24 protein-coding genes are annotated in these 25,526 nt (G+C 60.8%); 10 read left to right on the top strand and 14 right to left on the bottom strand.

What is annotated here, in order from left to right; genetic code table 11:
• Positions 1-243: 243 nt before the first annotated feature.
• The gene (locus ACTJKF_RS28965) at positions 244-576 is read right to left on the bottom strand and encodes a hypothetical protein (protein WP_440628314.1); all 333 of its coding nucleotides are present in this window, start codon (positions 574-576) and stop codon (positions 244-246) included.
• Between the two features lie 958 nt (positions 577-1,534).
• Between ACTJKF_RS28965 and ACTJKF_RS28970 the strand changes: the two genes are divergently transcribed.
• Entirely contained in the window at positions 1,535-2,461 is a 927-nt protein-coding gene (locus ACTJKF_RS28970) for a Kiwa anti-phage protein KwaB-like domain-containing protein (protein WP_440628316.1), read from the top strand.
• 135 nt (positions 2,462-2,596) lie between these two features.
• Here the strand turns inward: ACTJKF_RS28970 and ACTJKF_RS28975 are convergent, their stop codons facing one another.
• The 7 genes from ACTJKF_RS28975 to dnaA all read right to left on the bottom strand — a co-directional run bounded on the left by ACTJKF_RS28975 (position 2,597) and on the right by dnaA (position 13,979).
• Positions 2,597-3,016: a very short patch repair endonuclease gene (locus ACTJKF_RS28975; RefSeq protein ID WP_440628318.1), complete on the bottom strand. Its 420-nt coding sequence runs from the start codon at positions 3,014-3,016 to the stop codon at positions 2,597-2,599.
• Complete coding sequence (locus ACTJKF_RS28980) at positions 2,997-4,385, bottom strand: 5-methylcytosine restriction system specificity protein McrC (protein ID WP_440628319.1); 1,389 nt, start codon at positions 4,383-4,385, stop codon at positions 2,997-2,999. The genes ACTJKF_RS28975 and ACTJKF_RS28980 overlap by 20 nt, the downstream gene beginning before the upstream one ends.
• A complete protein-coding gene (locus ACTJKF_RS28985) occupies positions 4,382-6,379 on the bottom strand; it encodes an McrB family protein (protein WP_440628321.1) in 1,998 nt (665 codons plus the stop codon). The genes ACTJKF_RS28980 and ACTJKF_RS28985 overlap by 4 nt, the downstream gene beginning before the upstream one ends.
• Positions 6,380-6,412: 33 nt before the next feature.
• Positions 6,413-7,735 carry a DNA cytosine methyltransferase gene (locus ACTJKF_RS28990; protein ID WP_440628323.1) on the bottom strand — a complete coding sequence of 441 codons (1,323 nt, stop codon included), beginning with the start codon at positions 7,733-7,735 and terminating at the stop codon, positions 6,413-6,415.
• A 724-nt stretch (positions 7,736-8,459) separates the two neighbouring features.
• Entirely contained in the window at positions 8,460-10,934 is a 2,475-nt protein-coding gene (gene gyrB / locus ACTJKF_RS28995; protein WP_440628325.1) for a DNA topoisomerase (ATP-hydrolyzing) subunit B, read from the bottom strand.
• A 193-nt stretch (positions 10,935-11,127) separates the two neighbouring features.
• Complete coding sequence (dnaN, locus tag ACTJKF_RS29000) at positions 11,128-12,234, bottom strand: DNA polymerase III subunit beta (RefSeq protein WP_006756934.1); 1,107 nt, start codon at positions 12,232-12,234, stop codon at positions 11,128-11,130.
• Between the two features lie 170 nt (positions 12,235-12,404).
• Positions 12,405-13,979, bottom strand: a complete 1,575-nt coding sequence (dnaA, locus tag ACTJKF_RS29005) for a chromosomal replication initiator protein DnaA (protein WP_440628327.1) — start codon at positions 13,977-13,979, stop codon at positions 12,405-12,407.
• A 421-nt stretch (positions 13,980-14,400) separates the two neighbouring features.
• On the opposite strand from dnaA, the gene rpmH reads away from it, so the two are divergent.
• From rpmH to yidC, 4 genes are all read left to right on the top strand, one after another.
• Positions 14,401-14,535 carry a 50S ribosomal protein L34 gene (gene rpmH, locus ACTJKF_RS29010; protein WP_004198824.1) on the top strand — a complete coding sequence of 45 codons (135 nt, stop codon included), beginning with the start codon at positions 14,401-14,403 and terminating at the stop codon, positions 14,533-14,535.
• 15 nt (positions 14,536-14,550) lie between these two features.
• Entirely contained in the window at positions 14,551-15,012 is a 462-nt protein-coding gene (rnpA, locus tag ACTJKF_RS29015; RefSeq protein WP_440628330.1) for a ribonuclease P protein component, read from the top strand.
• 75 nt (positions 15,013-15,087) lie between these two features.
• A complete protein-coding gene (gene yidD / locus ACTJKF_RS29020; RefSeq protein ID WP_006750110.1) occupies positions 15,088-15,354 on the top strand; it encodes a membrane protein insertion efficiency factor YidD in 267 nt (88 codons plus the stop codon).
• A gap of 8 nt (positions 15,355-15,362) precedes the next feature.
• Complete coding sequence (yidC, locus tag ACTJKF_RS29025; protein WP_440628331.1) at positions 15,363-17,027, top strand: membrane protein insertase YidC; 1,665 nt, start codon at positions 15,363-15,365, stop codon at positions 17,025-17,027.
• 129 nt (positions 17,028-17,156) lie between these two features.
• Here yidC and ACTJKF_RS29030 read toward each other — a convergent pair whose 3' ends face one another.
• Entirely contained in the window at positions 17,157-17,594 is a 438-nt protein-coding gene (locus tag ACTJKF_RS29030; protein ID WP_440628333.1) for a helix-turn-helix domain-containing protein, read from the bottom strand.
• A gap of 337 nt (positions 17,595-17,931) precedes the next feature.
• On the opposite strand from ACTJKF_RS29030, the gene mnmE reads away from it, so the two are divergent.
• Complete coding sequence (gene mnmE, locus ACTJKF_RS29035) at positions 17,932-19,326, top strand: tRNA uridine-5-carboxymethylaminomethyl(34) synthesis GTPase MnmE (protein WP_440628334.1); 1,395 nt, start codon at positions 17,932-17,934, stop codon at positions 19,324-19,326.
• Between the two features lie 170 nt (positions 19,327-19,496).
• Complete coding sequence (locus ACTJKF_RS29040; protein WP_440628336.1) at positions 19,497-20,207, top strand: hypothetical protein; 711 nt, start codon at positions 19,497-19,499, stop codon at positions 20,205-20,207.
• A 208-nt stretch (positions 20,208-20,415) separates the two neighbouring features.
• On the opposite strand, the gene ACTJKF_RS29045 is transcribed toward ACTJKF_RS29040, so the two are convergent.
• The 4 genes from ACTJKF_RS29045 to ACTJKF_RS29060 form a co-directional block, all read right to left on the bottom strand.
• Positions 20,416-20,541 (bottom strand): hypothetical protein, encoded by a 126-nt coding sequence (locus tag ACTJKF_RS29045; protein WP_256980637.1) that lies wholly within the window; start codon positions 20,539-20,541, stop codon positions 20,416-20,418.
• Positions 20,542-20,692: 151 nt separating this feature from the next.
• The gene (locus ACTJKF_RS29050; RefSeq protein WP_440628338.1) at positions 20,693-22,051 is read right to left on the bottom strand and encodes a sensor domain-containing diguanylate cyclase; all 1,359 of its coding nucleotides are present in this window, start codon (positions 22,049-22,051) and stop codon (positions 20,693-20,695) included.
• 111 nt (positions 22,052-22,162) lie between these two features.
• Positions 22,163-22,411: a DUF2795 domain-containing protein gene (locus ACTJKF_RS29055; RefSeq protein ID WP_440628340.1), complete on the bottom strand. Its 249-nt coding sequence runs from the start codon at positions 22,409-22,411 to the stop codon at positions 22,163-22,165.
• 124 nt (positions 22,412-22,535) lie between these two features.
• Positions 22,536-22,706 (bottom strand): hypothetical protein, encoded by a 171-nt coding sequence (locus ACTJKF_RS29060; protein ID WP_006489933.1) that lies wholly within the window; start codon positions 22,704-22,706, stop codon positions 22,536-22,538.
• 151 nt (positions 22,707-22,857) lie between these two features.
• Between ACTJKF_RS29060 and speG the strand changes: the two genes are divergently transcribed.
• The 3 genes from speG to ACTJKF_RS29075 all read left to right on the top strand — a co-directional run bounded on the left by speG (position 22,858) and on the right by ACTJKF_RS29075 (position 24,983).
• Positions 22,858-23,400 carry a spermidine N1-acetyltransferase gene (gene speG / locus ACTJKF_RS29065; RefSeq protein ID WP_059603008.1) on the top strand — a complete coding sequence of 181 codons (543 nt, stop codon included), beginning with the start codon at positions 22,858-22,860 and terminating at the stop codon, positions 23,398-23,400.
• A gap of 501 nt (positions 23,401-23,901) precedes the next feature.
• Positions 23,902-24,249: a surface attachment protein Sap1 gene (gene sap1 / locus ACTJKF_RS29070; RefSeq protein WP_044848669.1), complete on the top strand. Its 348-nt coding sequence runs from the start codon at positions 23,902-23,904 to the stop codon at positions 24,247-24,249.
• Positions 24,250-24,428: 179 nt separating this feature from the next.
• Positions 24,429-24,983 (top strand): YaeQ family protein, encoded by a 555-nt coding sequence (locus ACTJKF_RS29075; protein ID WP_440628342.1) that lies wholly within the window; start codon positions 24,429-24,431, stop codon positions 24,981-24,983.
• 10 nt (positions 24,984-24,993) lie between these two features.
• Here the strand turns inward: ACTJKF_RS29075 and ACTJKF_RS29080 are convergent, their stop codons facing one another.
• A complete protein-coding gene (locus ACTJKF_RS29080; RefSeq protein WP_440628344.1) occupies positions 24,994-25,407 on the bottom strand; it encodes a VOC family protein in 414 nt (137 codons plus the stop codon).
• Positions 25,408-25,526 lie beyond the last annotated feature (119 nt).

Below are 25,526 nucleotides of genomic sequence, written 5' to 3' on the forward strand. Positions count from 1 at the left end.
CTCCCTAAGCCAGAAACCCCCGCCCGAAAGGCGGGGGTTTTTGCATTGGGGCGCCGGAAATGCGTGTGTAGTCCTTGGCATGGATGCTTGTCGTGCTGCATGCGCTGATGCTTGTGATGCCGTCGAATGCCGAGAGAGCGGAACGCAACTTTTCGTCTGTTGTGACGATTGTTGAAGTTACTTGCAGCGCCGCTGCGGACCATTTGCATCAAGGCGCGTGCCGAAGCGCTTCACGCCGAGCCATCACCAGGCAACAGAGCGGCGCAAAGAGGTCAGCGCTGCGTATTCCGGATCCTTGTCCTCTTCTTGAGCAGCTGCACCATAGGGCTGCTCTCGCCAGTTCAGCGCGCTGTAGTCGGGCGTGATGATGACCCTTCGGGAATCAAAGTTGAACCGAAGATAGACGCGATCACCGGGCTTGAATCCGAACATCTCGAAATGCGCGTCGATCGCGCGCATCCATGGCATGTACGGTTGGCCGTCCTGGGGAAGGTCCGGCTTGTTGTCGAGGGTCAGCTCAACTTCTGGATACTGTTTGAGCTTCTTGGGACGTGACTTACTATAGGCGTTAGCCATCTTCCGACTCCGCTACTGAGTTGGTTGTGGTCAGCGGGTCGTATGGGTGGCAGCCCATGCGGCCCGCGCTTTCTACGGTGATGCCACTTGAGTCTACCTAACTGGGCATCTCGAAATATGGAAAATTTGAGGGATGACCAAACGGCATAGTTTCTTGAGTTTTGTCGCAGGAAATTGCGGCATAGGTCTAGATATCGGCGAATGACGAGACCTGGGAAGCTATCAGTTGCGGTAACGGTGAACATGGTAGACGCATAAGTCGTCACTCAGTGCTGACTGTTGTTGAGAATGGCGCTGATAGCTCTTGCGGCGTAAAATTGACGCCGAGACCATAAAATTCCATCATTCATCGCGCGAGCGAATCGGGATAGGAATGCAAGTCAGACTAATACCCTCCGCACTGCTTTTTCTCGGTTCATACTTTCCTCTGAGCGTGATCCTGTTGCTCCAGGATATTGCGGACAAGAGCTGGGCCAAATCTTTTTGTTGGTCTTTGAGAGATTGCGAACGTCCCGTCTTAAGCAATCCAGGACGGTCGCTGACGTTTTTCACTATTTGTCTTATAAGTCTTCTGTTCTTTATCTGGGTTCTCAATCGAATTCCCGGAGTACATGAGCTCACGGTTAAGGAATCGAAGACTGTCCCGAACGATCTGATCAACTATGTCTTTCCGTATGTCGTATCATTCATGGGGTTAGATCTCGGGAGCAGCGGGAAATTTTATGGATTTATCATTTTTCTGGCCTGGATGTTTCTTATCACCTACCGATCGGGTCAGATTTTAATGAATCCGCTTCTGCTCGCCACGGGCTGGCAGCTTTATGAGATTAGTGCAGACATAAACGGCAATAATAGGAGTATTATTGCGTTGTCTAGATCGAAAATATATTCGGGGGACGTGTTGAAATCATGTGTCGTGCAAGGTATTTACGTATTATCAAAATTCAAAGAGTAAATTATGGCGGCTAATGAGGCTCTGGCAGGTATTAAAAATTTTGACGTTGATAATGCATCCCTGTCGCTATGGGCGTTCAAAAAAAGCGCGGGGAGAAGCGGGCCGTTCAAGGCATTCGCCACTGTAACGACTGATGGGCTTACGACAGAACTCAAGCGAATCGTCACTGACACCCTCGCACGCTATCACGAAGCAGAAGATTATCAATTGCTGGCGCAGCCGAACGAAGCCGGTTGTCTCTATCTAGAGGGAGATGAAACTACATTTCCGCAACTGCAAGACAAAATCGATCTTCCGCCTGAAGAGCACCTGATTACCAATGTGAAGCAGCTGGAGAACAGCGCCGGATACGTCGTCCGACTCCAGACGCAGAATGAGGTACTGTATGGAGTCCGGCGGCTTGCCAGTGACTGGCGCGTGAAAAAGCGAGCATCCGTTATCAATCTGGTCCTGAATGGCAACCAGCTCGACCTTGCGGGCGATGAGTCCTTTCAGATTGCGAAGACATTCGATTTTTTTGCGACGAAAGCCGACCTTCTGATCATCAACAAGGCAAGTTTCGAGTCGCTGCTCGAATACAAACAGACTTATGCGGTTTCCTTTGTCGAGCTACAGCAAAGCGACGAATTCAAAGCAGTCTTCTCGGATATGGCCCTCTTGGTTCAGCACGTCGGAACGAATACGATGCACTTGCGGCGCATGGCCGTCGTCCAAGAGCGGGCCCACTATGCCGATCCGGGCTATATGCAGCGGCTCCGGGCTATAAATGCAGCGCGGAACTGGCAGATCCAGTTCGACGAACGGGGCCGGATCGTTCCGACCGAGGACACGATTCGGACGATCATCCAGGTTCTCCTCAATCACCGCCTGCACTCGGAATTGTCAGAGACAGACTTCGACGTGCCGTCTGCGAGTCCTGTTGGAGGGTGACGTACCCGTGCCTATGTCAGCAGCTGGTGGGCGAACGGCGTGATGCGCGAGGCTACGTTCGCCCGACCTTTTCCTGCGTCGTCGCACGATATGGTTGAAAACGCGGGGCACCGTCCCATCCACATGCAAAATTGGCTACGCTGGCGAGCAGCCTAGGAATTCTTTGAGCCGGTTGGGTAAATCGGCACTCTTAGTCTCGCAATCCCATACGACCATTACCGACCAACCATCCGCTTCAAGATTGGCAGTCGCCTCGGCATCACGCTCAACATTCCTTCGTAATTTAGGATGCCAGTAATCCATATTCGACTTTGGTAGCTTGGAATCTGCGCATCCATGCTGATGCCAAAAGCATCCGTGAACGAAGACGACTTTTCTTTTACCTCGAAAGACGATGTCTGGCTTGCCGGGAAGGTCCTTGCAATGGAGGCGGTAACGAAAGCCAAGCTTCCATAAGGCTCGACGGACGACGAGCTCAGGCTTCGTGTCCTTGCTCCTGATTTGTCGCATCGTGTCACTGCGACTCATCGGGACCTTATGAGCACGCCTGCGCATAGGTCGGTGTGGAAGCAGGCGAAGAGACCGCGGGCCGACGGTCCGATTCGGGCGATGTCGTACTAAGTGCCTCGGTTTGGACTAACCTCAACAGGGCTTCGAGCCCGTACTTCAAACCACCTAGCTCCTTCCCGAGTAATGGTACACGTGTGACATACAGGTTAAATTTTCGGCTGTCGAGTTGCCCGGTCAATCGCTCAATGGCCGGCCCGTCGACACCGGGATCGAGATTCGGATATACGAGCCCGACGTCGCACACGCCAAATTTTGCAGCGTATAGGCCGATTTGCGTCGCGTCTTCCCTGCTAACAGTTATCCAGTCTGCGGAGTTGTCTGGAAACTTCCATTTGGTGTCAATGACCATTCTCGTTCTTCCGTCTCCGTCGACAAGACGGATGTCCGGCTTCAACTGTCCTACCCCACTACCGTCTTGTCGCTGCCACAGGAAGGTCCTGCCTTCCCCTCTCAGGCAAGACCAGCCGCGGTCCGATGCGAGATCGTCCATTTGCTGCCCTATGTAGCTTTCGAAAAGGACAGGGGAAAGCACGACTTGTGACATCCCCGAAATCGACCCGAAAAGGATCCCCAACGCGTTCCCTTCTATCAGCTCCTTTCCGAGCGCGACGACATCGGAGTAGATTCGGGGAAGACGGTCGAGGCGGATGCGTTGAATAATGTCGAGCGGCTGGTCAATCTGCGCAACGGCCTCAAATTCAACAAGCAGTGATTCAACTCTTTTCTGCGTAGTAGCTGAACAGCGAGACCGAACTGCAATTAATACGGCCTTGATAAATTGATTTTCGGGGACGTCTTGCGTCAGTTCAACCCACGAGCATTCGAACTGTTGCGGATTGCGAATTTGCGTTAGCGCTTGCTGAGGAAATCGTAGCGATCCGACGGGAAATTCGAATGTGCCGGTCATGCCACGATAGCGCCGGACAATTTGGCGTCGGCGTGCGTCATGCACATACTGACAAAAGCTTTGTACGAGGGCGTCATATCGCCCGCCCTCTGCCGAGATTTGCGCGCCACCAAGCTCACGGTAGGGGCGGTTTGCCAATGCCGAGAGCATGAGGTCGACATTCGAATCGAATCTTTTTTTTGCTTCTAGAGATAACTCCATGCCGGTGCGAGGCAGCACCTCGATTGTAAGGTCTCCAATTTCGATGGTGCCGAACCATGATTTCGGCCGCAGATAGCGATGACTTATTTCGAAGTATCTTGCCGGGTCGATGCCCGTGAGCTGCTCCCAAGCGGCCAGCAGCCGCGTGGCAGCATCGAGCGAGGGGATTGCTTCGCCGGGGCCGATGCGAAGCTTTCTCCATTCCTCGCAGCGGGCAGGCTCCCTGCGACTCTCCATCCTGATCATGAGCTTTGAACGGGTGAGCTTTCCTGATGACCGTATACTTTTCTGACGCATTGTGCGGCGTACTCTGGGTCTGTCGGTCCGGGAGGTATCGCGTCCTCGCTCCAGAAGCGGGTGTCAAGCTTTAGATACACCGCCCTGGACGCGCTTCGGAAGCCATGAGACGCAGCAACGTCCTGCGAAACGCCGAAAAGGTCCGAAAACGCAGCGAAATCCGTGTCTTGGCGGAACAGATTAAACGAGTGGCTCTCGGCCTCACCGAAAATGAGAAGCAGCAGTCCCTCATTTCCAAAAAAATATTCCCTAAGTTGGGGAATGACCTTCTTGGCTAAGCGTTCGAACACATCTCTGTTGTTGCGACAGCCCATGAGAAATCCGTGCCCGAGACGATGATTGTCGTCCAGCAGGTATGCTATCCGCTGGTTGAGCGTTCTGAGTAACGCAGCGCAGTCGATAGGCGTTTCATCCACGGTGGTGGTTAATAGCTCCGGTTCTGGCGGAATTTCGACAAAATCGAAGCGCCGACGAAGAGCGTAATCCACCAGCGCCACATTTCTGTCGGTCGAATTCATTGTGCCGAGAATATGTAGATTTGACGGGAGATACAGTCTCCCATCCTCACCGTCTTGCGGATATTGCAGTTCGTAGCCGATAGGAAAATCGCTTCCCGCGCGCTTGTCTGCTTCAAGGCTGGAAATAAGAGGGCCCAACACCCGGCTCAAATCACCTCGATTGATTTCGTCGATGACGACTACATAGTTTCCTCGCGGGTCTTTTTGCGCGCGCCGGACCATTCGGAGCAGCGGACCTTCGAAGACTTCGTATCTGAGCGCCTGGGGTACACTCTGGGGCTCGTTTGAATCGACAGGCGAATCGCTCCTAGATTTTTCGTCGTCAGCGTCGGCATCTTGAGATGCCACCTCTTTACTATCATCGGTAAGCGTTGGCCGTATGGACTCGACTAGGTCATAGTATTGCAGCGAAGGATGAAAGGTCAGGAAGCAGCACTTTTCATGAGACTCGTTAAAGCGAGTGAACGAATCGGTGAGACTCCCTTGAAACGTGGGGTCAATCATCCGTATCGCCTCCTTGACCGCGGTCAAGGTTTTTCCCGTGCCCGGAGGTCCGTAATACACGCGAACTACGGATTTGGTTGCACTGCCAGCCTTCAGCCGCAACCGAATGCCCGCCGCACTGAGGTCCGTGAGAGCGATAGAGCGAAGCTGCTCGAAATCCTCGAGATTATTAAAGGGGTAGGTCTTCTCAGACAAGTAAAGCGCCGCGTCGCGTAGCTTCTCTAGCTCTGACCGAGCTTTCGCTGCTTCCATGGAGGCAAACGCAGGAATTACGGAAATGAACGAGGCAATGGTTTTCTTCGCGGTTGTCGTTCGAGCGCCTTTAATGCTCAATCCGGACGGGTCGACGGACGAGATATCTACGTCGCATACTCGCAAAACGGGCGAAGTAAGGAGAGAGACACCATCCCAGTCGGTGCTCTCAACTGTCCGGCCTGGCAATTGCAACGATGGATTGCCAGATGCTTCAAGTCCAAGACGCGCGGTCTCAAGCAAAAGGGCCGATGCCCGACCCAGCGCATTGTGATTCATCGCCTGTTGATAGTGCGATGCGAGACCGACCAGCGACGCGCCTACGCCAGGGATCGAAAAGATTGAAATTCGCCAGCCGATATTGTCCCGATAACCGCTCGGGAAAGCTGCTGTCAAATATATAGAAAAGCTATGGTAGTGAATTTCTCCGAGCCAGCGTCCGTAGGCTTCGCCATCAATATGCTGTTGTGCCAGGAACCGCTGTAGCGGCTTACGTAGCTCGTTGTCCCATAGATTCTTAAAGTTCGCCGATGTGTAGATATCGGCGTTTTCGCTGATACCCCACATCGGTGACGGAAATATTTGTTGCAGTTCGGCTAATGCCAGCGGTTTCAACGTCGCAGACTCAACTACGTTCTTAGAACGAAGAAGTTGTAGCAGGTTTTGCATTACGCACCCGTTCTAATTGGAAAGATTCACGATCTAAAAAAGCGCCAGATTTGCTTGCGCGTTTGCCTCACCATACGGAGTGGCTGCAAGTAGTTCGTCGAATGCATCCACGTCCGTTAGCGTTTCAAGCACAGTTTGAATGGCGATCCCAAGCCCCTGGCCCAGCATGGGCGGAACAGCGTTGCCGACCTGAGAACACCGAGCAACGTCATGTTTTCGTCTCGGACCATTGATGGTGTAACGCCCATAAAACCTGAAATCGTCAGGGAAAGATTGGAGGCGAGCCATCTCCCGCACCGTAACATTGCGAGGTTCTGCGAAATGAATGAATTCATCCGGATGGGTCGTTATTGTCGACGATGGCATCGCGGCATCGAGCAGGGCTTTTTTGTCCTTCTTAGTCCCGTTTTCGAGCAGGAACTCTTTTGAGAGGCGACCCGGGGGTTGCGTCTTATGGGCTAAGTTGTAGAGCATCTGAATGCGTTCGCCGTGCTTCGAATACCTGTGGGAATCGGGTATCTTGCCTGTGCGAATGCCGCGCCGCATGAACTTCGCATATGCGGACTTCGCCGTTTTGTAGACGCTCGATTCAAATTCAGGAGAGTCGGGGCAAGGAAGGTGAGTGCCGCCCCACAAATCCTCCAAAGCCTCTCCAACAGTCGTTGGCCGGTTCAACGGTAAGCCGTGGGAGGTGCGTACACGCGTTGCAGCATCCGCAAGCGACCGTTCGAACAATCTCTTCAGGCTTGCGCTGCTCAGCCCATCGGCATCTCTGACCGCGAGGATTGCGACCCGTCTCCGGGTTTGGGGCACCCCAAAATCGACCGCGCTCACGACCGTGTACGTCCCAACATACCCAAGGCGTTCGAACTCTTGAATGACAAGCTCGGCGACTGGTGCGCTCGCGGAATGACCGGGTTTTGCAACAAACCGGCGAGCAATGCCCTCTACGTTTTCGATAAGGACCGCACGCGGCCGAACGAGCTCAACTAGCTCAAGCATTTTGAACACAAGCTTGTTTCGCTCATCTGCGCCGTCCCGTCGACCGCCGACACTGAAACCTTGACAGGGCGGGCCACCGACAATTAGGTCGACAGTCCCGTTCAGCGCTCGAAGCTCCCGCCGGCTTCGCGGGTTGTCGAGAACCTTTGCAATGTCTAAGTTGGTTTTCTCCAGCCACGCTGGCCAAGCGGCGTAGTTGGAATACGTTGCCGCGCCGTCAATCATGTTCCGGGAAAGCGTCTCGAACGCCATCGCATCTCGCTCTACTGCGAAGATGCCTTCCCAGCCCGCATAGTGAAGGCCAAGTGAGAGACCACCGCAACCGGCGAACAGGTCTATTGATGTATACGACATTGTTAGCGCTTGTTTGTGAGTTCATCGGCGGCGACGGACCCATGTCTGGGGTGTCGGGAGCCCAACTTGTTTCTTTGGGGAGCAAGTAGCGAGGGTTGCTGAGGATAACCCTCCCGCTCAAGGTGCTCGCGGATAAGTCGTACGATAAGCGTGGACTTTTTGTAACCGCGCTCTTCGCAATACGACTCGAAGTTCGCTGCATCCGCCTCGGGCATCAGTACAGATATTTTGGGCACTGGTTGCTCCTAGCGACAATTGAGGGCGTTATAGCATTACAGTGAGCATAAAGCAACACAAGCGCTCAAAAGTGCGCACTTTTGAGCAATTTGACGTGCATTGCCTGGGGATTCTGCCCGCCAATTCGTGCGCTGTCAGCGGTTTTATGGATGCCCTGACGAGTAAACGGCGTGTGGGGCGACCCGTTCGTCGGGGCAGCGAGCTGGTTCCCTATGTTGCCGCCACCAGCTCGATTTTCCAACAGAAGCCGTTGGAGGATCTCAAACGGAAAAAGCCAGAATCCTTGTGCGACAAAGGTTTCCGGCTTTTTTCAGACCTAACTAAGCTTGAATTTCGGGGGCGGGGGCCCCGGACCTTCGAAAGGGTTATGCCTGCACTGGTGGCGGGACTTTCTTGTCAAGATAGGTCAGTCGCGCCAACTCCCTCCCATAGTCGCAAACTGTGGCGCCGGTCGGGCTTTCTCTGCCGCCCTACAGCTGGCAGTGCGTTAGACGTCAATATTCCCCGCCCGCAACGCATTGCTCTCGATAAACGCCCGCCGCGGCTCGACCTCATCCCCCATGAGGGTAGTAAAGATCCCATCCGCCGCAATCGCGTCTTCGATCTGCACGCGCAGCAGTCGCCGCACGGTCGGATCCATCGTCGTTTCCCACAGCTGCCCGGGGTTCATCTCGCCGAGCCCCTTATACCGTTGCTTCGAAACGTTCCGCTCCGCATCAGCAAGCAGCCACTTCATCGCGCTCTTGAAGTCGTTCACAGCCATGCTGCGCTCACCGCGCTTGATGACCGCACCTTCGCCGATGAGCCCCTTGAACGTATCCGCGGTGGTCACCAGCTGCTGATAATCCGCCGTGTGCTGGAATTCCTGGTCGATGACCGAAACCCGCACGTTGCCGTGATGCGTACGCTCGACATGCAGCGACCGCTGTTCGCGAACCGGGTCATACGAAGGCACCACACGCACTTCGTTCTTCAAAGCCTCGTCATGCAACGCGGCATGCAGAGCCTTCGCCGAAGCCTCCGTCGAAGCCTCATTGGAAAGATCGATCACCACCCCGTCCATGACCGCTTCCAGCGCAGCCGGGTCATACAATCGGCTCAACCGCTCGATCACGCTCTTCGACAGCAAGTACGACCGTGCCAGCTCCCCAAGCGCATCACCGGAAATCGCCGCCGCATTCTCACCCGGCACCAGCTCGGACCCTTGCAGCGCCAACCGCAGCATATGCGCGTTGAGCTCCACGTCGTCCTTCAGATACCGCTCGTCCTTGCCCGCCTTGATCTTGTAAAGCGGCGGCTGCGCGATATACACATACCCGCGCTCGATCATGTCCGGCATCTGGCGATAGAGGAACGTGAGCAGCAGCGTCCGGATGTGCGCACCGTCGACGTCCGCGTCGGTCATGATGATGATGCGGTGATAGCGCAGCTTGTCGAGGTTGTAGTCTTCCTTGCCGATCCCGCACCCAAGCGCGGTCACGAGCGTGACGATTTGCTCCGACGACAGCAGCTTGTCGTAGCGTGCCTTCTCGACGTTCAGCACCTTGCCGCGCAGCGGCAGGATCGCCTGGAACTTGCGATCACGCCCTTGCTTCGCCGACCCACCTGCCGAGTCACCCTCGACGATGTAGATTTCGCACTTCGCCGGATCCTTCTCCTGGCAGTCCGCGAGCTTGCCCGGCAGGCCGACGCCGTCGAGCACGCCCTTGCGGCGCGTCATCTCGCGCGCCTTCCGAGCTGCATCACGCGCCCGAGCAGCCTCAACGATCTTCCCGCAGATGATCTTCGCGTCGATCGGCGTTTCCAAAAGGAATTCTTCCAGCGCCTTCGCAACGACTTCTTCAACCGGAGCACGAACCTCGGAAGAAACCAGCTTGTCCTTCGTCTGCGAGCTGAACTTCGGCTCCGGCACCTTCACGGAAAGCACGCACGACAGCCCTTCGCGCATGTCGTCGCCGGTCGTCTCGACCTTCGCCTTCTTCGCGATTTCGTTGTCGGTGATGTACTTGTTGATGACGCGCGTCATCGCGGCCCGCAGGCCGGTCAGGTGGGTACCGCCGTCGCGCTGCGGAATGTTGTTCGTGAAGCACAGCACGTTTTCGTTGTAGCTGTCGTTCCACTGCATCGCGACTTCGACGCCTACGCCATCCTTCTCGCCGGTGGCGAAGAAAACCGTCGGGTGCAGGTTGGTCTTCGTCTTGTTGATGTACTCGACGAAGCCCTTCACACCGCCGGCGAATGCGAAATCGTCTTCCTTGCCCGAGCGCAGGTCCGTGAGACGGATCCGCACACCGTTGTTCAGGAACGAAAGCTCGCGCATCCGCTTCGCGAGGATGTCGTAGTGATACTCGACCGTCCCGAAAATCGTCGGATCGGCCATGAAGTGCACTTCGGTGCCGCGGTTCTCGGTATCGCCGGTCACCAGCATCGGCGACACTTCCACGCCGTCCACCATCTCGAGCACGCGATCCTGCGCCACCCCGCGATGGAACTCCATGAAATGCTTCTTGCCGTTACGGCGCACGGTGAGGCGCAGCCAGCTCGACAGCGCGTTCACGCACGACACGCCCACGCCGTGCAGGCCGCCCGACACCTTGTAGCTGTTCTGGTCGAACTTGCCGCCGGCATGCAGCTCGGTCATCACGATCTCGGCGGCGCTACGCTTCGGCTCGTGCTTGTCGTTCATCTTCACGTCGGTCGGAATCCCGCGGCCGTTGTCGGTCACGGAAATCGAGTTGTCGGCGTGAATCGTCACGTGGATGTCGTTGCAGTACCCGGCCAGCGCTTCGTCGATCGAGTTGTCGAGCACCTCGAACACGAGGTGGTGCAGACCGGTGCCGTCCGACGTGTCGCCGATGTACATCCCGGGGCGCTTGCGCACCGCTTCCAGACCTTCGAGGATCTGGATCGACGAGGCGCCGTAGCTGCTGTTATCGGGTTGCGAATTGTGCTGTTCACTCATGGATATCTTCCGGTTCTGCGAGGCCACTCTCGTGGCGGCGCGGTGCGTTTCAGCGAGAGAAATCGCCGGGCCGCTCCAGTTTCCTGGCCCGCCCCAAGCGCTGAAAAAGCACCAAAGGGACGGGTTGTCGGTTCGCCATAAAAACGCCAAAGGGGCTTGCCGCCCCCTGGTGTGTGTTGCGATGTCGAGCGCGTCAGATGCGCATCGGCATCACGACATACTTGAACTCGTCGTTCTCGGGCACGGTGATCAGCGCGCTCGAGCTGGCGTCGCCGAGGCTCACCTGCACGGTGTCGACCTTCAGGTTCGCGAGCACGTCGAGCAGATACGTGACGTTGAAGCCGATGTCGACGGTATCGCCCTGATAAGCGATTTCCAGTTCTTCCTGCGCCTCTTCCTGATCGGCGTTGGTCGACATGATCTTCAGCTGGCCCGGCGCGATGATGCAGCGCACGCCCTTGAACTTGTCCGAGGTCAGAATCGCCGCACGTTGCAGCGAACGCTGCAGCTCTTCACGGCCGATCTCGAACGTGTTCTTGTGCGCCTTCGGGATCACGCGCTGGAAGTCGGGGAACTTGCCCTCGACGAGTTTCGACACGAGCTCGACCTGGCCGAACGTGAACTTGGCCTGGGTCTGCGCGATGTCGATGGTGACGGTGTCGTCGATATCCTCGAGCAGGCGCTGCAGCTCGAGAATCGTCTTGCGCGGCACGATCACTTCCTGGCGGCCGAACGTGCCGCCTTCGAGCTTCATCGACGAGAACGCGAGGCGGTGGCCGTCGGTGGCCACGGCCATCAACTGGTCGCCGTCGACGACGAGCAGCATGCCGTTCAGGTAGTAGCGGATGTCCTGCTGCGCCATCGCGAAGTGCACCATGCCGAGCAACTGGCGGAACGACTTCTGCGGGACGGTGAGCGTGGCGCCGAAATCCTTCGCTTGCGCGACGGTCGGGAACTCGTCGGCCGCCAGCGTTTGCAGTGCGAAGCGGCTCTTGCCGGACTGGACGGTGAGGCGCTTGTCGGCGAGCGACAGCGTGACCTGGCCGTCAGGCATCGCGCGCAGGATGTCGAGCAGCTTGCGGGCCGCGACGGTGGTGGCCACCTGGTCGCCGCCGACGCCGAAATCGGCGCGCGTGGTGATCTGCAGCTCCAGGTCGGTCGACAGGAATGAAACGTCCGGGCCGTTCTTGGTGATCAGCAGGTTGGCGAGGATCGGCAACGTATGGCGGCGTTCGACGATGCCGCTGACCGTTTGCAGCGGCCTGAGGAGGGTGTCTCGTTCGGTCTTGACCAGTTGCATAGAGTTCCTTCGTTGAGTAACGGCCTGCAGCGCAGCAGCCTCGCAGCGCCCCGCCGGCCGGGCTCTTGGCCCGCCACCACCGGGGCGGTCAAACCAGTATTGTGCCTCAAAACCGAACCGCCCCCCTTAAATTGGGGCGGAGGCCGAATTATCAAGCGCGGTGCGCGCGCTCAGCCCTTCAGCGTCTGTTCCAGCACGTGCAGCTCGTGGTTGAGCTGCGCATCCTTGCTGCGCTCGTCGGCGATCTTGCGCACGGCGTGCAGCACGGTGGTGTGGTCGCGCCCGCCGAACAACTCGCCGATCTCCGGCAGGCTCTTTTGCGTGAGTTCCTTCGCCAGGTACATCGCGATCTGCCGTGGCCGCGCGATGTTCGCGGGACGCTTCTTCGAGTACATATCCGCGACCTTGATGTTGTAGAAGTCGGCAACGGTCTTCTGGATGTTCTCGACCGAAATCTGCCGGTTCTGCACGGTCAGCAGGTCCTTCAGCGCTTCCTTGGTCAGCTCGATCGAGATCTCGCGGCCGTGGAACTTCGAATACGCGAGGATCTTGCGCAGCGCGCCTTCGAGTTCGCGCACGTTCGAGCGCAGGTGCTTCGCGACGAAGAACGCGACGTCTTCCGACAGGTTCACGCCTTCCGACTGCGCCTTGCGCATCAGGATCGCGACGCGCATCTCCAGCTCGGGCGGCTCGATCGCGACGGTGAGGCCCGAGTCGAAGCGCGAGATCAGGCGATCGTCGATGCCCGAAATCTCCTTCGGATACGTGTCGCTGGTGATGATCACCTGCGCCTTGTTCGCGACGAGCGCCTCGAACGCGTAGAAGAATTCCTCTTGCGTGCGCGACTTGCCGGAGAAGAACTGAATATCGTCGATCAGCAGCAGGTCGAGCGAGTGGTAGTAGCGCTTGAAGTCGTCGAACGCCTTGCGCTGGTACGCCTTCACCACGTCGGACACGTATTGCTCGGCGTGGATGTAGCGGATCCGCGCGCCGGCCTTGTCGAGCAGCAGCTGGTTGCCGATCGCGTGGATCAGGTGGGTCTTGCCGAGGCCGACGCCGCCGTACAGGAACAGCGGGTTGTACGAGATGCCGGGGTTGTCCGCGACCTGGATCGCGGCGGCGCGAGCGAGCTGGTTCGCCTTACCCGTCACGAAGTTGTCGAAGGTGAGCACGGGGTTCAGCTTCGAGCGTTCGTACATCGAATCGGCTTCGCCGCCGTTCGCGGGCGCGGCGCCGGGGCCCGGACGCCACGTGCGGCGGCCGGCCGCGGCTTCGTGCGCGGGCAGGCTCGGCAGGTCGATGTCGGCGTCGTCGGCGTTCAGGTGATGCGCGGCGGCTGCCGACTGCGTCATCGGCACGTCGGCCGGTGCGCTGGGCGCGGCGCCGGCATTCGCGGCCAGGTTGGCGGCGATCGCGGCGACCGTCGCGGCGGGGCCGGTCGGCGCTAGCGGCGCGCGCGGGGCGGCCGGCGCGGCGGCAGCTGCGCTGCGCATGCCGGCCTTCGGATCGAGGACGAACTGGACTTCGATCGGCGCGCTCCAGAATTCGCGGGCCAGATCGGAGATGCGGCCCGAAAACTGGCTCTTGACCCAGTCCAGCTTGAAGCGGTTCGGCGCGGCGATGGACAGCGTGTTCGCCGACGCATCGAAGGCCACCGGGGCCAAGGGTTTGATCCACGTCACGTACTGCTGGGGCGTCAGCTCGCGCTCCAGCAGTGCGGAACAGTGTTGCCAGAAATCGTTCATCAAGTAACTGTCGTTTTTTGCGTGCACAGCGCGGCTCGCCGGCGCCCTTGTGGCGGTTGCGCAACAAGGCCCGAAGCGGTCGTGCGAGCGTGCTTCGGACGCCTGCGTCACAGTCGTGGAGAGGCAGGCGCGAGCCGAAGCGGCGTGCGGGATTCTTGGAGATAAGGCGAGATTCTACCGCCAAACGCGGCCACAGCGCGACTTATCCACAGGCTGGGGTTGTGGGGCGCGGGGCCGGATCGGCGGAGGCCGGCACAGGCGGACGACTCCTAAAGTATTGACCGCCAAGAGAAAAACGGTTTAAATAGCGGGTTCCGCGAAAACCAATCCTGTATTCCCGGCGATTGCGTTCGCCCGAATGCCTCCGGTTAAGGGCACGCGGTCCCCTGAATTTCGACATTCTCGAACAAGTGAGAACATCATGAAACGTACTTACCAACCGTCCGTGACGCGCCGCAAGCGCACCCATGGCTTCCGTGTCCGCATGAAGACGGCAGGTGGCCGCAAGGTCATCAACGCTCGCCGCGCGAAGGGCCGCAAGCGCCTGGCCATCTAAGGCAGGTTGCGCGCTGTGTCCGCCGTCCGCAGTCCTGCGGAAGGTGCCGTCGAGCCGGGTGCGAATCCGTCGCAGACGAAAGCCGCCTTCCCGAAAGCTGCGCGGCTTCTGAAAACGGATGAATTTTCATCCGTTTTTCGTTTGCGCCCCTGGCGGCGCTCCGCGCACTTCGTGATCTACGGCAAGCCGACTGGCGAGCCTGCCCGCCTGGGGCTCGTCGTCGGCAAGAAGTATGCGCCGCGTGCGGTGACGCGTAACCTCGTGAAGCGGCTGGCGCGCGACGCGTTTCGCCTGCGCCGGGCCGAATTCGCCGGTTACGACCTGCTGCTGCGGCAGCACACGCGCTTCGACAAGAAAGCGCTGCCGAGCGCGGCTTCCGCCCCGCTCGCGGCGATGTGCGCGGCCGAAATCCGCGAACTGCTCGACAGGGCAGTCCGGGAGATCGCCCGCCGGGCGTCGAAGCCCGCGTCCGAGTGACGCATCCGTGCCCGGTGTGGCGTTCGCGCCCGCCCGGCCGGTTTTGACGCGGCGTCGAATGGCGCCGCCCAAGGTATGGAAACGGTATTGATCGCCTTGCTGCGCTTCTACAAGGTTGCCGTGAGCCCGATGCTCGGCAACCGTTGCCGTTTTTATCCTTCCTGTTCGGATTACGCGCGCGAGGCAATCCAGTATCATGGCGCCGCGCGCGGCACGTATCTCGCCGTCAGGCGCGTGTGCCGATGCCACCCGTTTTCCGCGGGCGGCATCGACCTCGTCCCGCCGCCCAACTCCGACACACGCGCTCGCGGCGAAGCCGACGCGCGGTCCCATCGACTCTGAGACAACGCATGGATATCAAACGCACCGTCCTATGGGTGATCTTCTTCATGTCAGCTGTCATGCTGTACGACAACTGGCAGCGCGACCATGGACGCCCGTCGATGTTCTTCCCGAGCGCCACGCACACGGCTCCCGCCGCTGCCGGCGGTGCATCGGGCACGGGCGCGACGACGACGACCGCAGGTGACGCACCTGCCGCCGCAGCCGGCACCGCACCGTCGACGACGGCACCGGCCGCGCAGACGCAACTCGTGAAGTTCTCGACCGACGTGTATGACGGCGAAATCGACACGCGCGGCGGCACGCTCGCGAAGCTGACGCTGAAGAAGCAGGGCGACGGCAAGCAGCCCGACCTGTACATCACGCTGTTCGACCACACGGCCGGCCACACGTACCTCGCACGGTCGGGCCTGCTCGGCGGCGACTTCCCGAACCACAACGACGTCTACACGCAGGTCAATGCGGGCCCGACGTCGCTGACGGGCGACCAGAACACGCTGAAGCTGTCGTTCGAATCGCCGGTGAAGGGCGGCGTGAAGGTGATCAAGACCTACACGTTCACGCGCGGCAGCTACGTGATCGGCGTCGATACCAAGATCGACAACGTCGGCACGGCACCGGTCACGCCGACGGTCTACATGGAACTGGTGCGCGACAACACGGCCGTCGAAACGCCGATGTTCTCGCATACGTTCCTCGGGCCGGCGGTCTACACGGACGCGAAGCACTTCCAGAAGATCAACTTCAGCGATCTCGACAAGAACAAGGCCGACTTCGTGAACTCCGCCGACAACGGCTGGGTCGCGATGGTGCAGCACTACTTCGCGTCGGCCTGGATTCCGCAGCAGGGCGCGAAGCGCGACATCTACGCTGAAAAGATCGATCCGACGCTGTACCGCGTGGGCGTGAAGCAGCCGGTCGCCGCGATCGCCCCGGGCCAGTCGGCCGACGTGCAGGCACGCCTGTTCGCCGGTCCGGAAGAAGAGCGCATGCTCGAAGGCATCGCGCCGGGCCTGGAACTCGTGAAGGACTACGGCTGGGTGACGATCATCGCGAAGCCGCTGTTCTGGCTGCTCGAGAAGATCCACGGCGTCGTCGGCAACTGGGGCTGGGCGATCGTGCTGCTGACGGTCCTGATCAAGGCCGTGTTCTTCCCGCTGTCGGCTGCGAGCTACAAGTCGATGGCGCGCATGAAGGAAATCACGCCGCGCATGCAGGCGCTGCGCGAACGCTTCAAGAGCGATCCGCAGAAGATGAACGCCGCGCTGATGGAGCTGTACAAGACCGAGAAGGTCAATCCGTTCGGCGGCTGCCTGCCGGTCGTGATTCAGATCCCGGTGTTCATTTCGCTGTACTGGGTGCTGCTGGCATCGGTCGAAATGCGCGGCGCGCCGTGGATTCTGTGGATTCACGACCTGTCGCAGCGCGACCCGTTCTTCATCCTGCCGGTGCTGATGGCCGTGTCGATGTTCGTGCAGACGAGCCTGAACCCGACGCCGCCGGACCCGGTCCAGGCGAAGATGATGAAGTTCATGCCGATCGCATTCTCGGTGATGTTCTTCTTCTTCCCGGCTGGTCTCGTGCTGTACTACGTCGTGAACAACGTGCTGTCGATCGCGCAGCAGTACTACATCACGCGCAAGCTCGGCGGCGTCAAGAAGAAGCCTGCCTGACGCCCGTGGCACCCGCGGGCGGCCCGCCGCCCGCGATGCACGTAAAAAAAGCCGCATGGTTCGATCCATGCGGCTTTTTTGTTTCTGGCGGGTGGCGCGGCGGCGCGTGCGTGCCGTCGACCGCCCCGCTCAGGCCTTCTTCGCTTCGGCTTTCGGTTCGCCGTTGTAGAACTGCTCGATCAGCTCCTGAACGAGGTAGCGCTGATGCGGCGGCAGCGCCTCGATCTTCGACGCGAGTTCGATCGTCTCGGGCGTCGGCGGATAGCGCTCGTCCCGCGGCAGCGGTTGCGGCGTCGCATGTTCGATCACGCTCGGCGACGGGCCGTAGTGCAGCCAGTGCAGTTCGACGCGCAACCAGCTGGCGAGCGTTTCGAGTTTGTCCGGCGTCGGAATCGTGCGGCCCGTCAGCCATTTGTGCGCGGTTTGCGGCGAAACCGGCTGCGCGCCGCGGTGACGGAGATTGAACCGGTTCGCGAGCTCCGTCGCACCGGTGATCTTGTCCGGGCTGCGCCGCAAGGCGAATTTCAGGCGTTCCGAGAACGCCGCTTTTTCTTCGGGTGTCGGCATGGGGGTGATTGTGCAATTCCACCGACACGTCCGAGACAACCATATGGGCTAAATGTAGCTTTATCGGATGAATCCCAACCTGCCGCGGACCGCGCGCCGGAATTGGGGGCCTCGGCGTTGGACGCGTCCGACAAGCATACTCGTCCGAAATGGCCAGTATGCAATCGCCTGTTATTGAGACACGACTTAGCTCCGTCGGGATAAATTCGGGCGAGTTCGAGGCCGATCCGGCGTCCGGTGGCTTGCCTGCCGGCACGCTACAATGCCGGCGTCCCGCTGCCCGAAGTGTTGCGCGGGCGCACCATTGACTCTTGTTCACCCGATTCATCCGATTTCCATGCTTGCTACCGATTCCGACCCGATCGTTGCCATTGCCACTGCTGCCGGCCGGGGCGGCATCGGCGTCGTCCGCGTGTCGTTCGGGCGCGCCGGCGAGGCGGCTGCGCTGCCGCTGATCGACGCGTTGTGCGGGCAGCAGCTCGCGCCACGTCATGCGAGCTACGTGCCGTTCCTCGACGAGCATGGCGCGCCGCTCGACCGCGGGATCGCGCTGTATTTCCCCGCGCCGCATTCGTACACCGGCGAGCACGTGCTGGAACTGCAGGGGCATGGCGGGCCGATCGTGATGCAGTTGCTGCTGCAGCGCTGCCTGGACGCGGGGCGCGGCTTCGGGCTGCGGCTCGCTGAGCCGGGCGAGTTCACGCGGCGCGCGTTTCTGAACGACAAGCTCGACCTCGCGCAGGCCGAGGCCGTCGCCGACCTGATCGAGGCGAGCACCGAAGCGGCGGCGCGCTCGGCCGGGCGCTCGCTCGACGGCGCGTTTTCGCGCCAGATCCACGCGCTCGTCGAGGATGTGATCACGCTGCGCATGCTGGTCGAGGCGACGCTCGATTTCCCGGAAGAGGAAATCGACTTCCTGGAAGCGGCCGATGCGCGCGGCAAGCTCGCGCGGATTCGCGAACAACTCGCGCACGTGCTGGGCGATGCGCGGCAGGGGGCGCTACTGCGCGAGGGGCTGTCGGTCGTGCTCGCGGGGCAGCCGAACGTCGGCAAGTCGTCGCTGCTGAATGCGCTCGCCGGCGCGGAGCTGGCGATCGTCACGCCGATCGCGGGGACGACGCGCGACAAGGTCGCGCAGACGATCCAGGTCGAAGGGATTCCGCTGCACATCATCGACACGGCCGGGCTGCGCGAGACGGAGGACGAGGTCGAGCGGATCGGGATTGCGCGCACGTGGAGCGAGATCGAGCGCGCGGACGTCGTGCTGCATCTGCTCGATTCGCGCACGGGGATGACGGCGGACGACGAGACGATCGCGGCGCGGTTTCCGAATGGCGTGCCGGTGGTGCGCGTGCTGAACAAGACGGACCTGACCGGTGTGTCGGCGTGCGTCGAGCATCCGGCGGCCGAAGGTGATCTGACTGAAGTGCATCTGTCGGCGAAGCGCGGCGACGGGATCGACATGCTGCGCGCGGAGCTGCTGCGTATCGCGGGGTGGCAGGCGGGCGCCGAAGGCGTTTATCTGGCGCGCGAGCGGCATCTGATCGCGTTGCGGGCGGCGCAGGAGCACCTCGCGCAGGCAGCCGATCATGCGGAGCAGCGCGCGCAGTCGCTCGACCTGTTTGCGGAGGAGCTGCGGCTCGCGCAGGAGCAACTCAATGCGATTACGGGCGAGTTCACTTCGGACGATCTGCTGGGGGTGATTTTCAGCAGGTTCTGTATCGGGAAGTGATGCCTGCGCATTTGAAGTGTGAAAGTCCTTGATGGCTCGCCATTCGCTTTTGATCGAGCAGCCATAGCGCAATCGACCCCCCGTTCGCGTCACGCGGCCCGTCGTAAAATCGATCGGCCGGGAAATATCGACACGTTGAATCCCGGCCTTAAAAGAAACAGAGGGCGCGTATGGGATTCGGATTCGGAAAACGCAGCGAATCGTCCGGCAACACGACGGCCGACATGGCGAAAAGCCAGCGATCGCGAGCCAATGACAACGTCACCATGGGACTTGCGCTGCGCCGGGCATTTGTGGTGTTCGGGTGCTGTGCATCGCATGGCACATACGTCGACCTCAACGATGTCGATACCGGGTGGCGCTATCTACGGGAAGAAGGTCTGGTTTCAAGCGATCTGGACGCTACGTGGAGGGAACTGGACGGCATCCTGCTGACCTATTCCAATACCGGAATGCTCGCCACGTCGGACAAGGCGCGCGCAGCTCATCTGGCGGACGTCATCGAGGCGCAGCTCGATACCGTGCAAGGCAAAGTGGAAGGCATGGTGGATGCCGTTGCCGCAATCAATGTCGCGCGACTCAAATACCCGAAGACCTGGTTCGGCGACGGCATATTGGCGGTCGCATTCGGCGTGCTTGCTGGCGCGATCGTCGGGACCATGGCCGGCGAGCTTGCCGACAATACGCCGGCCATCGGGAATGTCGTCTTCGGTCTCGTGATAATCGGCTCGGTGCTCGTGGCGCGTTATCGTCACCACAGGAAAATCATCGCGGCCGACGCGAAAATCGCGCAGGCACAAGCCGAACTCGACCGCATGGTCATCCGAAACCTGTCGCCCTCCGCGTATCCGCCGCCAATGATGGCCGCGCGTACTGCCTGAGCTGACGTTTCCGATACGGAGACGCTAGCCGCAGGCATCGGCCGCAATCAAAGCCGTCGGGAGGGCGGGAGAGGAATGCACGCCTCGAGCGTCTCCTTGCGAAACGTGCGCGGTGCTACCGGTAATTCGGATGCGTGCCGAGTTGATTACGCTGGCTCGATCGATTGCACGAAGGTCCGGATCGACGCATCCGGACCGCCCCCCGCCATCAATCCCAATGCCGATGATGATGATAATACCCGCCATCACCGTAATACCCGCCACCATCCGGCACCACGATGCAGCCGCTCAACAGCACGGCCACACCGGCAATCAGCAAAAGGGTCTTTTTCATCGCGCTCACCTGCCTGGGGTTCAATATGAAACCCAGCATAGCGAGCGCGCGCGACACCGGCTGTAAGCGATCGTTTCCCTGCGCGGCAATCCGTAACGGCACATTATTCCGGTCACAATGACCGTAACAAATCCCCAATCCGCAGACGTTTTCAGGCCACGACGACGCGGTTGCGCCCCGCATCCTTCGCGCGGTACAGCGCGGCATCGGCGGCTTCGATCAGTGCATCGGGCGTCGACAGATCGTCGGCCGACACGGTTGCGCAGCCGACGCTGACACTGACGCGTCCCGTCGGCGACGACGGCATCGCGAAATCGAGCCGCAGCACGGCTTCGCGCGCCTCTTCGGCAACGACGCGCGCACCGCGTGCACCGGTGTTCGGCAGCACGATCGCAAACTCCTCGCCGCCGTAGCGCGCGACGATATCCGCCGGCCGCCGCACCGCGCCGGCCAGCGCATTCGCGACCGCGATCAGGCACGCATCGCCCTTCACGTGACCGAACGCGTCGTTGTAGACCTTGAAGTGATCGACGTCGACCATCAGCAGCGACAGCGGCTCGCCTTGCCGCCGCGCCTGCAGGAACAGCGTGTGGAAGTGATCGTTGAAATGGCTGCGGTTGAATGCGCCCGTCAGCCCGTCGCGCGCGGACGAACGAACCAGCGTCGCGTGCGCTTCGAACAGTTGCTGATACAGCGTCGTCACTTCCCACGCGAGCACGCACACCAGCACGCCGGGCGTGAACATGCTGAACACGCGCGCGAGATACCAGCCGACCGTGAAGCGGTTCGTGGTCAGCAGGTTCAATGTCGTGTCGGTGAGGCACGCCAGTACCGCGATGGCGAGCCACAGGTCGAGCGTCGTGCGCAACCGGCCGGAGGCCACCACGGCAACGAGCGCGAGCGCATTGAGGATCCACACGACGAGCGCGATCCCGCTGACCGGCAGCAAGGCTGCGTCGCCCGGCGGATGGAACGCGGGCGGCAGCGCGACGTTCAGCGCCAGCATGCACAGCAGCGCGGCGGCGGCGGCCGGCCCTCCGACCAGCGCGATCGTCCATCGGCGCGTCTGCCGTGCGCTGACCGGCGTGCGCGTGAGCCGCTCGCGCGCGAGCAGCGCGGCCATCACGAAGCACGGAAAGCCGGCATGCCAGAAGACCCACATCCACGCGGCGCTTTGCGGCCGCGCGCCGAGCAACCCGTGTGGAGCAAATACGCCGGGGAAGGTGAGCAGCTGCAGCGCGACGGCGAGCGCGGTGAACGCATAGGCGCCGCCGAGCGCACCGAGCACGGGCTGGCGCGTCACGGTGAACTGCGCGCCGAGGAAGAATGCCGCGATGCTCGCAGTGCTGAACACGGTCAGCGCGCACATCGGCATGAACGGCTCGACGGCCGGCAGCGCGACGTTCGCGCGCGGCACGGCGATCCCGAGCGCGAGCACGATGACGAGTGCCGTCAGCGCGCCAAACCAGAGCTGGCGACGCGTCGTGTGCTGGATCAGGATACCTTCCATGGATTCCCCCGGGCGCTCGAGCGGTCACGGCCCGGTCTTGGCGCCGGGCAGCATGCATCCGGCCGCGGCGCGACCGGTGCGGGCCGATCCTATCGCGTTATGGGTCTGCGCTCAAATGCCGAGGCCGGGGCCGAAGTTGCCGGCGATCCAGCGCGTGACGGCATCGACGTCCGCGTAGTCCTGTTCGGGCAGGCCGTCGAGCATAGACAGCACGTCGTTGCTCGCGCCGGCGTCGCGCGCAGCGTCGACGATCGCATCCTTGTTCGCCGGATAGCGGACGGCCGCCAGGACGTCGGCGATCTGCAGGTCGATCGTTTCGCTCGGGATGTCGTGCGGAGGGAGTGCGGGTTTGTCGTTCACGTCGGCGTCTCGCGGGTTGAGCGGGAATGGGGGCGAAGCGGTCGAGGCCGGTTCGTGGCGGAAGGCGGTTGCGCCGTCCGCGGCGACCCGCCCGGAAAGATGTCCTGCAGGGACGGGGATCGAATCAGTGCCCACGCCGCACGCGGCGCCACGGATGCTTCCAGTCGATATGCGGTGCGTTCTCGTCGCGCGGATGCTGGCGCCGATGTTCCTGCCAGAGTTCGTCGGAGAACAGCGCAGCCACGATTACGAGTGGCAGTACGAGGAAGATGCCGAGTATGACTTGCTCGATCACGATAGCCTCCTTGCGGTGGCAGGAACCCTTGCTCCCATTCTAGGCTCTGAGCTTCGCCTGCGGTCAACTTCTTGCGGCGCGGAACGGACCGCGTCGGCAGTGGCGCCGCACCGGCTTTCACGCGCCCGCAGGCATAAAAAAGGACACGAACATGCAACTCCAGAACGACAAGCACACGCTCGCACTGCGGCCGCTGGAGCGCCAGGACCTGCGCTTCGTTCATGAACTGAACAACGACGCGAAGATCATGCGCTACTGGTTCGAGGAGCCGTACGAAACCTTCTCGGAGCTGTCGCAGCTGTACGACCGCCACGTGCACGACCAGCGCGAGCGCCGCTTCGTCGCGGTCGATCCGCAGGACGAACTGGTCGGCCTGGTCGAACTGATCGAACTCGACTACATCCATCGTCGCGGCGAGTTCCAGATCATCATCGCGCCCCAATGCCAGGGGCGCGGCTACGCAGGCCAGGCGACGCGTCTCGCAATCGAGTACGCGTTCAAGGTGCTGAACATGCGCAAGCTGTACCTGATTGTCGATACGTCGAATGCGGCGGCCATCCACGTGTACGAGAAATGCGGATTCCAGCACGAGGCGGAATTGAAGGAAGAATTTTTCGGAAATGGCGCGTATCACAACGCGTATCGCATGTGCATCTTCCAGCGCGATTATTTCGAACGCCCGCAGTCGGTCTGAATAAAGCCGGGTAAAAAGACACCGGCGAAAACGCCCCGCGGCCCGCTGCCGCGGGCATCGGGCACATCGGGAAAATACGGGTAAATACGAGCGCGCTTATACCTGGCATTTTTCTTGTATCAGGTAAATCCGGTCCCGCACTGCGGTAAATTCATATCGTTTCGGATGACTTTATGTGCGGCGCATCAAAATGGTCCCGATATTGAAATGAATTATCCAAACCGTTCAAGCGGCGCATTGTAAATCTGCTGAAAGCCTTGTCAGATAACGCTTTGCGTCCGGCGGCGCGGGCTGGCACATCGGACGGCAGACGCGGCCGCAGGTGCGCGGCACGCGAAAAAACGGGTGCGCGCGGGGTGCGACAATTCGACGCTATTGCGATCGCACAACAAATGTGCTTGATATCGCTTGCCGGTCTTCTAAAGTGAAAAACGCGGGTTCACGATCACCTTTAAACACATAGCTAACCCAGCCTGGTGCCCGCAAGCCTGGAGACAGAACATGATGAAGCGAACCGGTGTCCTTTTTGCCCTCGTCGGCGCATTTTCCGTGGTGTCGATCGCCCAGGCGGGCGGCGATGCGGCTGTTCAGCCGAAACAGGAAATCCAGCTGACGAAGAATGCGTGGGGCTGTCTGTCGAAAGACAATCTGGACTCCGTACTGAGCCACGAACGTGATGGGAAGTCGCAGGCGAAGCAGCAGTATTTCGATGACTACCGTTGCCTGTCGGTGCCGGAAGGCCAGCGCTTTCGCGTAGTGTCGGTCGATCAGGGCGACGTCCAGTTCGTCAGCGCCGACAACAGCGACCAGCAGGGCCTCTGGACCGATTCGCGCTTCGTCAAGCAGTAACCCGCACGCGCACTTCTCGCAACCCGCGCACCGGCGCCGACGCGCCGGCCATGCGGCTCGAATGCGGCCCGGCCGATGCCGGGCCGTCGTGCTGTGGAGCGTCCATCGCGCGCCGGGCGGCGCGCATTCGGTATCATCACGACCCGACCGAACCGAATGCCCGCCCGGGCCGTATCCGCATGGCGCTGAAATCCACCATCTACAAAGCCGAGCTGCAAATCGCCGACATGGATCGGCACTATTACGCCGATCACGCGTTGACGGTGGCCCGTCACCCGTCCGAAACCGACGAACGGATGATGGTGCGCATCGTCGCGTTCGCGCTGTTCGCGCACGAGCGTCTGGAATTCTGCAAGGGGCTGTCGGACGTCGACGAACCCGATCTGTGGCAAAAGGATCTGACGGGCGCGATCGACGTGTGGATCGAGGCCGGCCAGCCCGACGAGCGACGCATCGCGAAGGCCGCGGGCCGTGCCGGACGGGTCACGGTGATCGCGTATGGCGGCAAGACCTCGGATATCTGGTGGCAGGGCGTGCGCAGCAAGGTGGAGCGGCTGCGCAACGTGCAGGTGCTGTCGCTGGCCGACGGCGTCGCCGCCGCCCTCGGGCGCCTCGCCGAGCGCACGATGCGCCTGCAATGCACGGTGCAGGACGGCGCGGCGTGGATCTCGAGCGCCGACCACGATCCGGTCGCGGTCGAATGGACCGTGGTGAAGCCGTTCGCCGACGCGTGACGGCCGGCGCTCAGCCGATCGCGGCGGGCGGCCCCTTGAGCTCCAGCATGTTCCTTTCGGGATCGAACAGATAGATCGACGGCCCGTAGCCGCCTGCGCCGTAGCGTTCGGCGGGGGCGTCGGGGCGCGCGCCATACGCGGCGAAATGCTCGATCAGCGCGTCGGGGTCGAACGGCTCGACGCGCAGGCACAGATGATCGAGGTTGCGTCCCGCACCGGGCGGGCCGCTGTCGGGACGGTCGATCGGGCCGCCGACCGACAGCAGGTCGATCAGCGCGTCGCCGGCGCGCAATTGCACGAGGCCCAGATCGGGCTGTTCCTTCTCGACGTGGCAGCCGACGGCATCGCAGTAAAAGCGCGTCATCGCAGCCATGTCGGTCACGCGCAGCACGACGTGATCGATCGCGCGGATGGTCGGTTTCATGAGCGGGCACTCCGTTCGCGGATGGGCGTGCACCGAGTGTAAACCTCGCCGGCGACGCGCGCCGGACGCGGCACGATCGACGGACGAAAAAAAGCCCGTTCACGCAGAGCGGAACGGGC

The organism is Burkholderia sp. 22313, from assembly GCF_052045245.1.
GTDB lineage: Bacteria > Pseudomonadota > Gammaproteobacteria > Burkholderiales > Burkholderiaceae > Burkholderia.

Coding starts and splice junctions, on each gene's coding strand:
- mnmE (WP_440628334.1), top strand. CDS start 17,932: ATGCTTGCTACCGATTCCGACCCGATCGTTGCCATTGCCACTGCTGCC.
- ACTJKF_RS28985 (WP_440628321.1), bottom strand. CDS start 6,379: ATGCAAAACCTGCTACAACTTCTTCGTTCTAAGAACGTAGTTGAGTCT.
- yidD (WP_006750110.1), top strand. CDS start 15,088: ATGGAAACGGTATTGATCGCCTTGCTGCGCTTCTACAAGGTTGCCGTG.
- dnaA (WP_440628327.1), bottom strand. CDS start 13,979: ATGAACGATTTCTGGCAACACTGTTCCGCACTGCTGGAGCGCGAGCTG.
- speG (WP_059603008.1), top strand. CDS start 22,858: ATGCAACTCCAGAACGACAAGCACACGCTCGCACTGCGGCCGCTGGAG.
- yidC (WP_440628331.1), top strand. CDS start 15,363: ATGGATATCAAACGCACCGTCCTATGGGTGATCTTCTTCATGTCAGCT.
- ACTJKF_RS29030 (WP_440628333.1), bottom strand. CDS start 17,594: ATGCCGACACCCGAAGAAAAAGCGGCGTTCTCGGAACGCCTGAAATTC.
- ACTJKF_RS29045 (WP_256980637.1), bottom strand. CDS start 20,541: ATGAAAAAGACCCTTTTGCTGATTGCCGGTGTGGCCGTGCTGTTGAGC.
- ACTJKF_RS29050 (WP_440628338.1), bottom strand. CDS start 22,051: ATGGAAGGTATCCTGATCCAGCACACGACGCGTCGCCAGCTCTGGTTT.
- rpmH (WP_004198824.1), top strand. CDS start 14,401: ATGAAACGTACTTACCAACCGTCCGTGACGCGCCGCAAGCGCACCCAT.
- ACTJKF_RS28965 (WP_440628314.1), bottom strand. CDS start 576: ATGGCTAACGCCTATAGTAAGTCACGTCCCAAGAAGCTCAAACAGTAT.
- ACTJKF_RS28975 (WP_440628318.1), bottom strand. CDS start 3,016: ATGCGCAGGCGTGCTCATAAGGTCCCGATGAGTCGCAGTGACACGATG.
- sap1 (WP_044848669.1), top strand. CDS start 23,902: ATGATGAAGCGAACCGGTGTCCTTTTTGCCCTCGTCGGCGCATTTTCC.
- ACTJKF_RS29040 (WP_440628336.1), top strand. CDS start 19,497: ATGGGATTCGGATTCGGAAAACGCAGCGAATCGTCCGGCAACACGACG.
- ACTJKF_RS29075 (WP_440628342.1), top strand. CDS start 24,429: ATGGCGCTGAAATCCACCATCTACAAAGCCGAGCTGCAAATCGCCGAC.
- ACTJKF_RS28990 (WP_440628323.1), bottom strand. CDS start 7,735: ATGTCGTATACATCAATAGACCTGTTCGCCGGTTGCGGTGGTCTCTCA.
- ACTJKF_RS29080 (WP_440628344.1), bottom strand. CDS start 25,407: ATGAAACCGACCATCCGCGCGATCGATCACGTCGTGCTGCGCGTGACC.
- ACTJKF_RS28970 (WP_440628316.1), top strand. CDS start 1,535: ATGGCGGCTAATGAGGCTCTGGCAGGTATTAAAAATTTTGACGTTGAT.
- ACTJKF_RS28980 (WP_440628319.1), bottom strand. CDS start 4,385: ATGATCAGGATGGAGAGTCGCAGGGAGCCTGCCCGCTGCGAGGAATGG.
- dnaN (WP_006756934.1), bottom strand. CDS start 12,234: ATGCAACTGGTCAAGACCGAACGAGACACCCTCCTCAGGCCGCTGCAA.
- gyrB (WP_440628325.1), bottom strand. CDS start 10,934: ATGAGTGAACAGCACAATTCGCAACCCGATAACAGCAGCTACGGCGCC.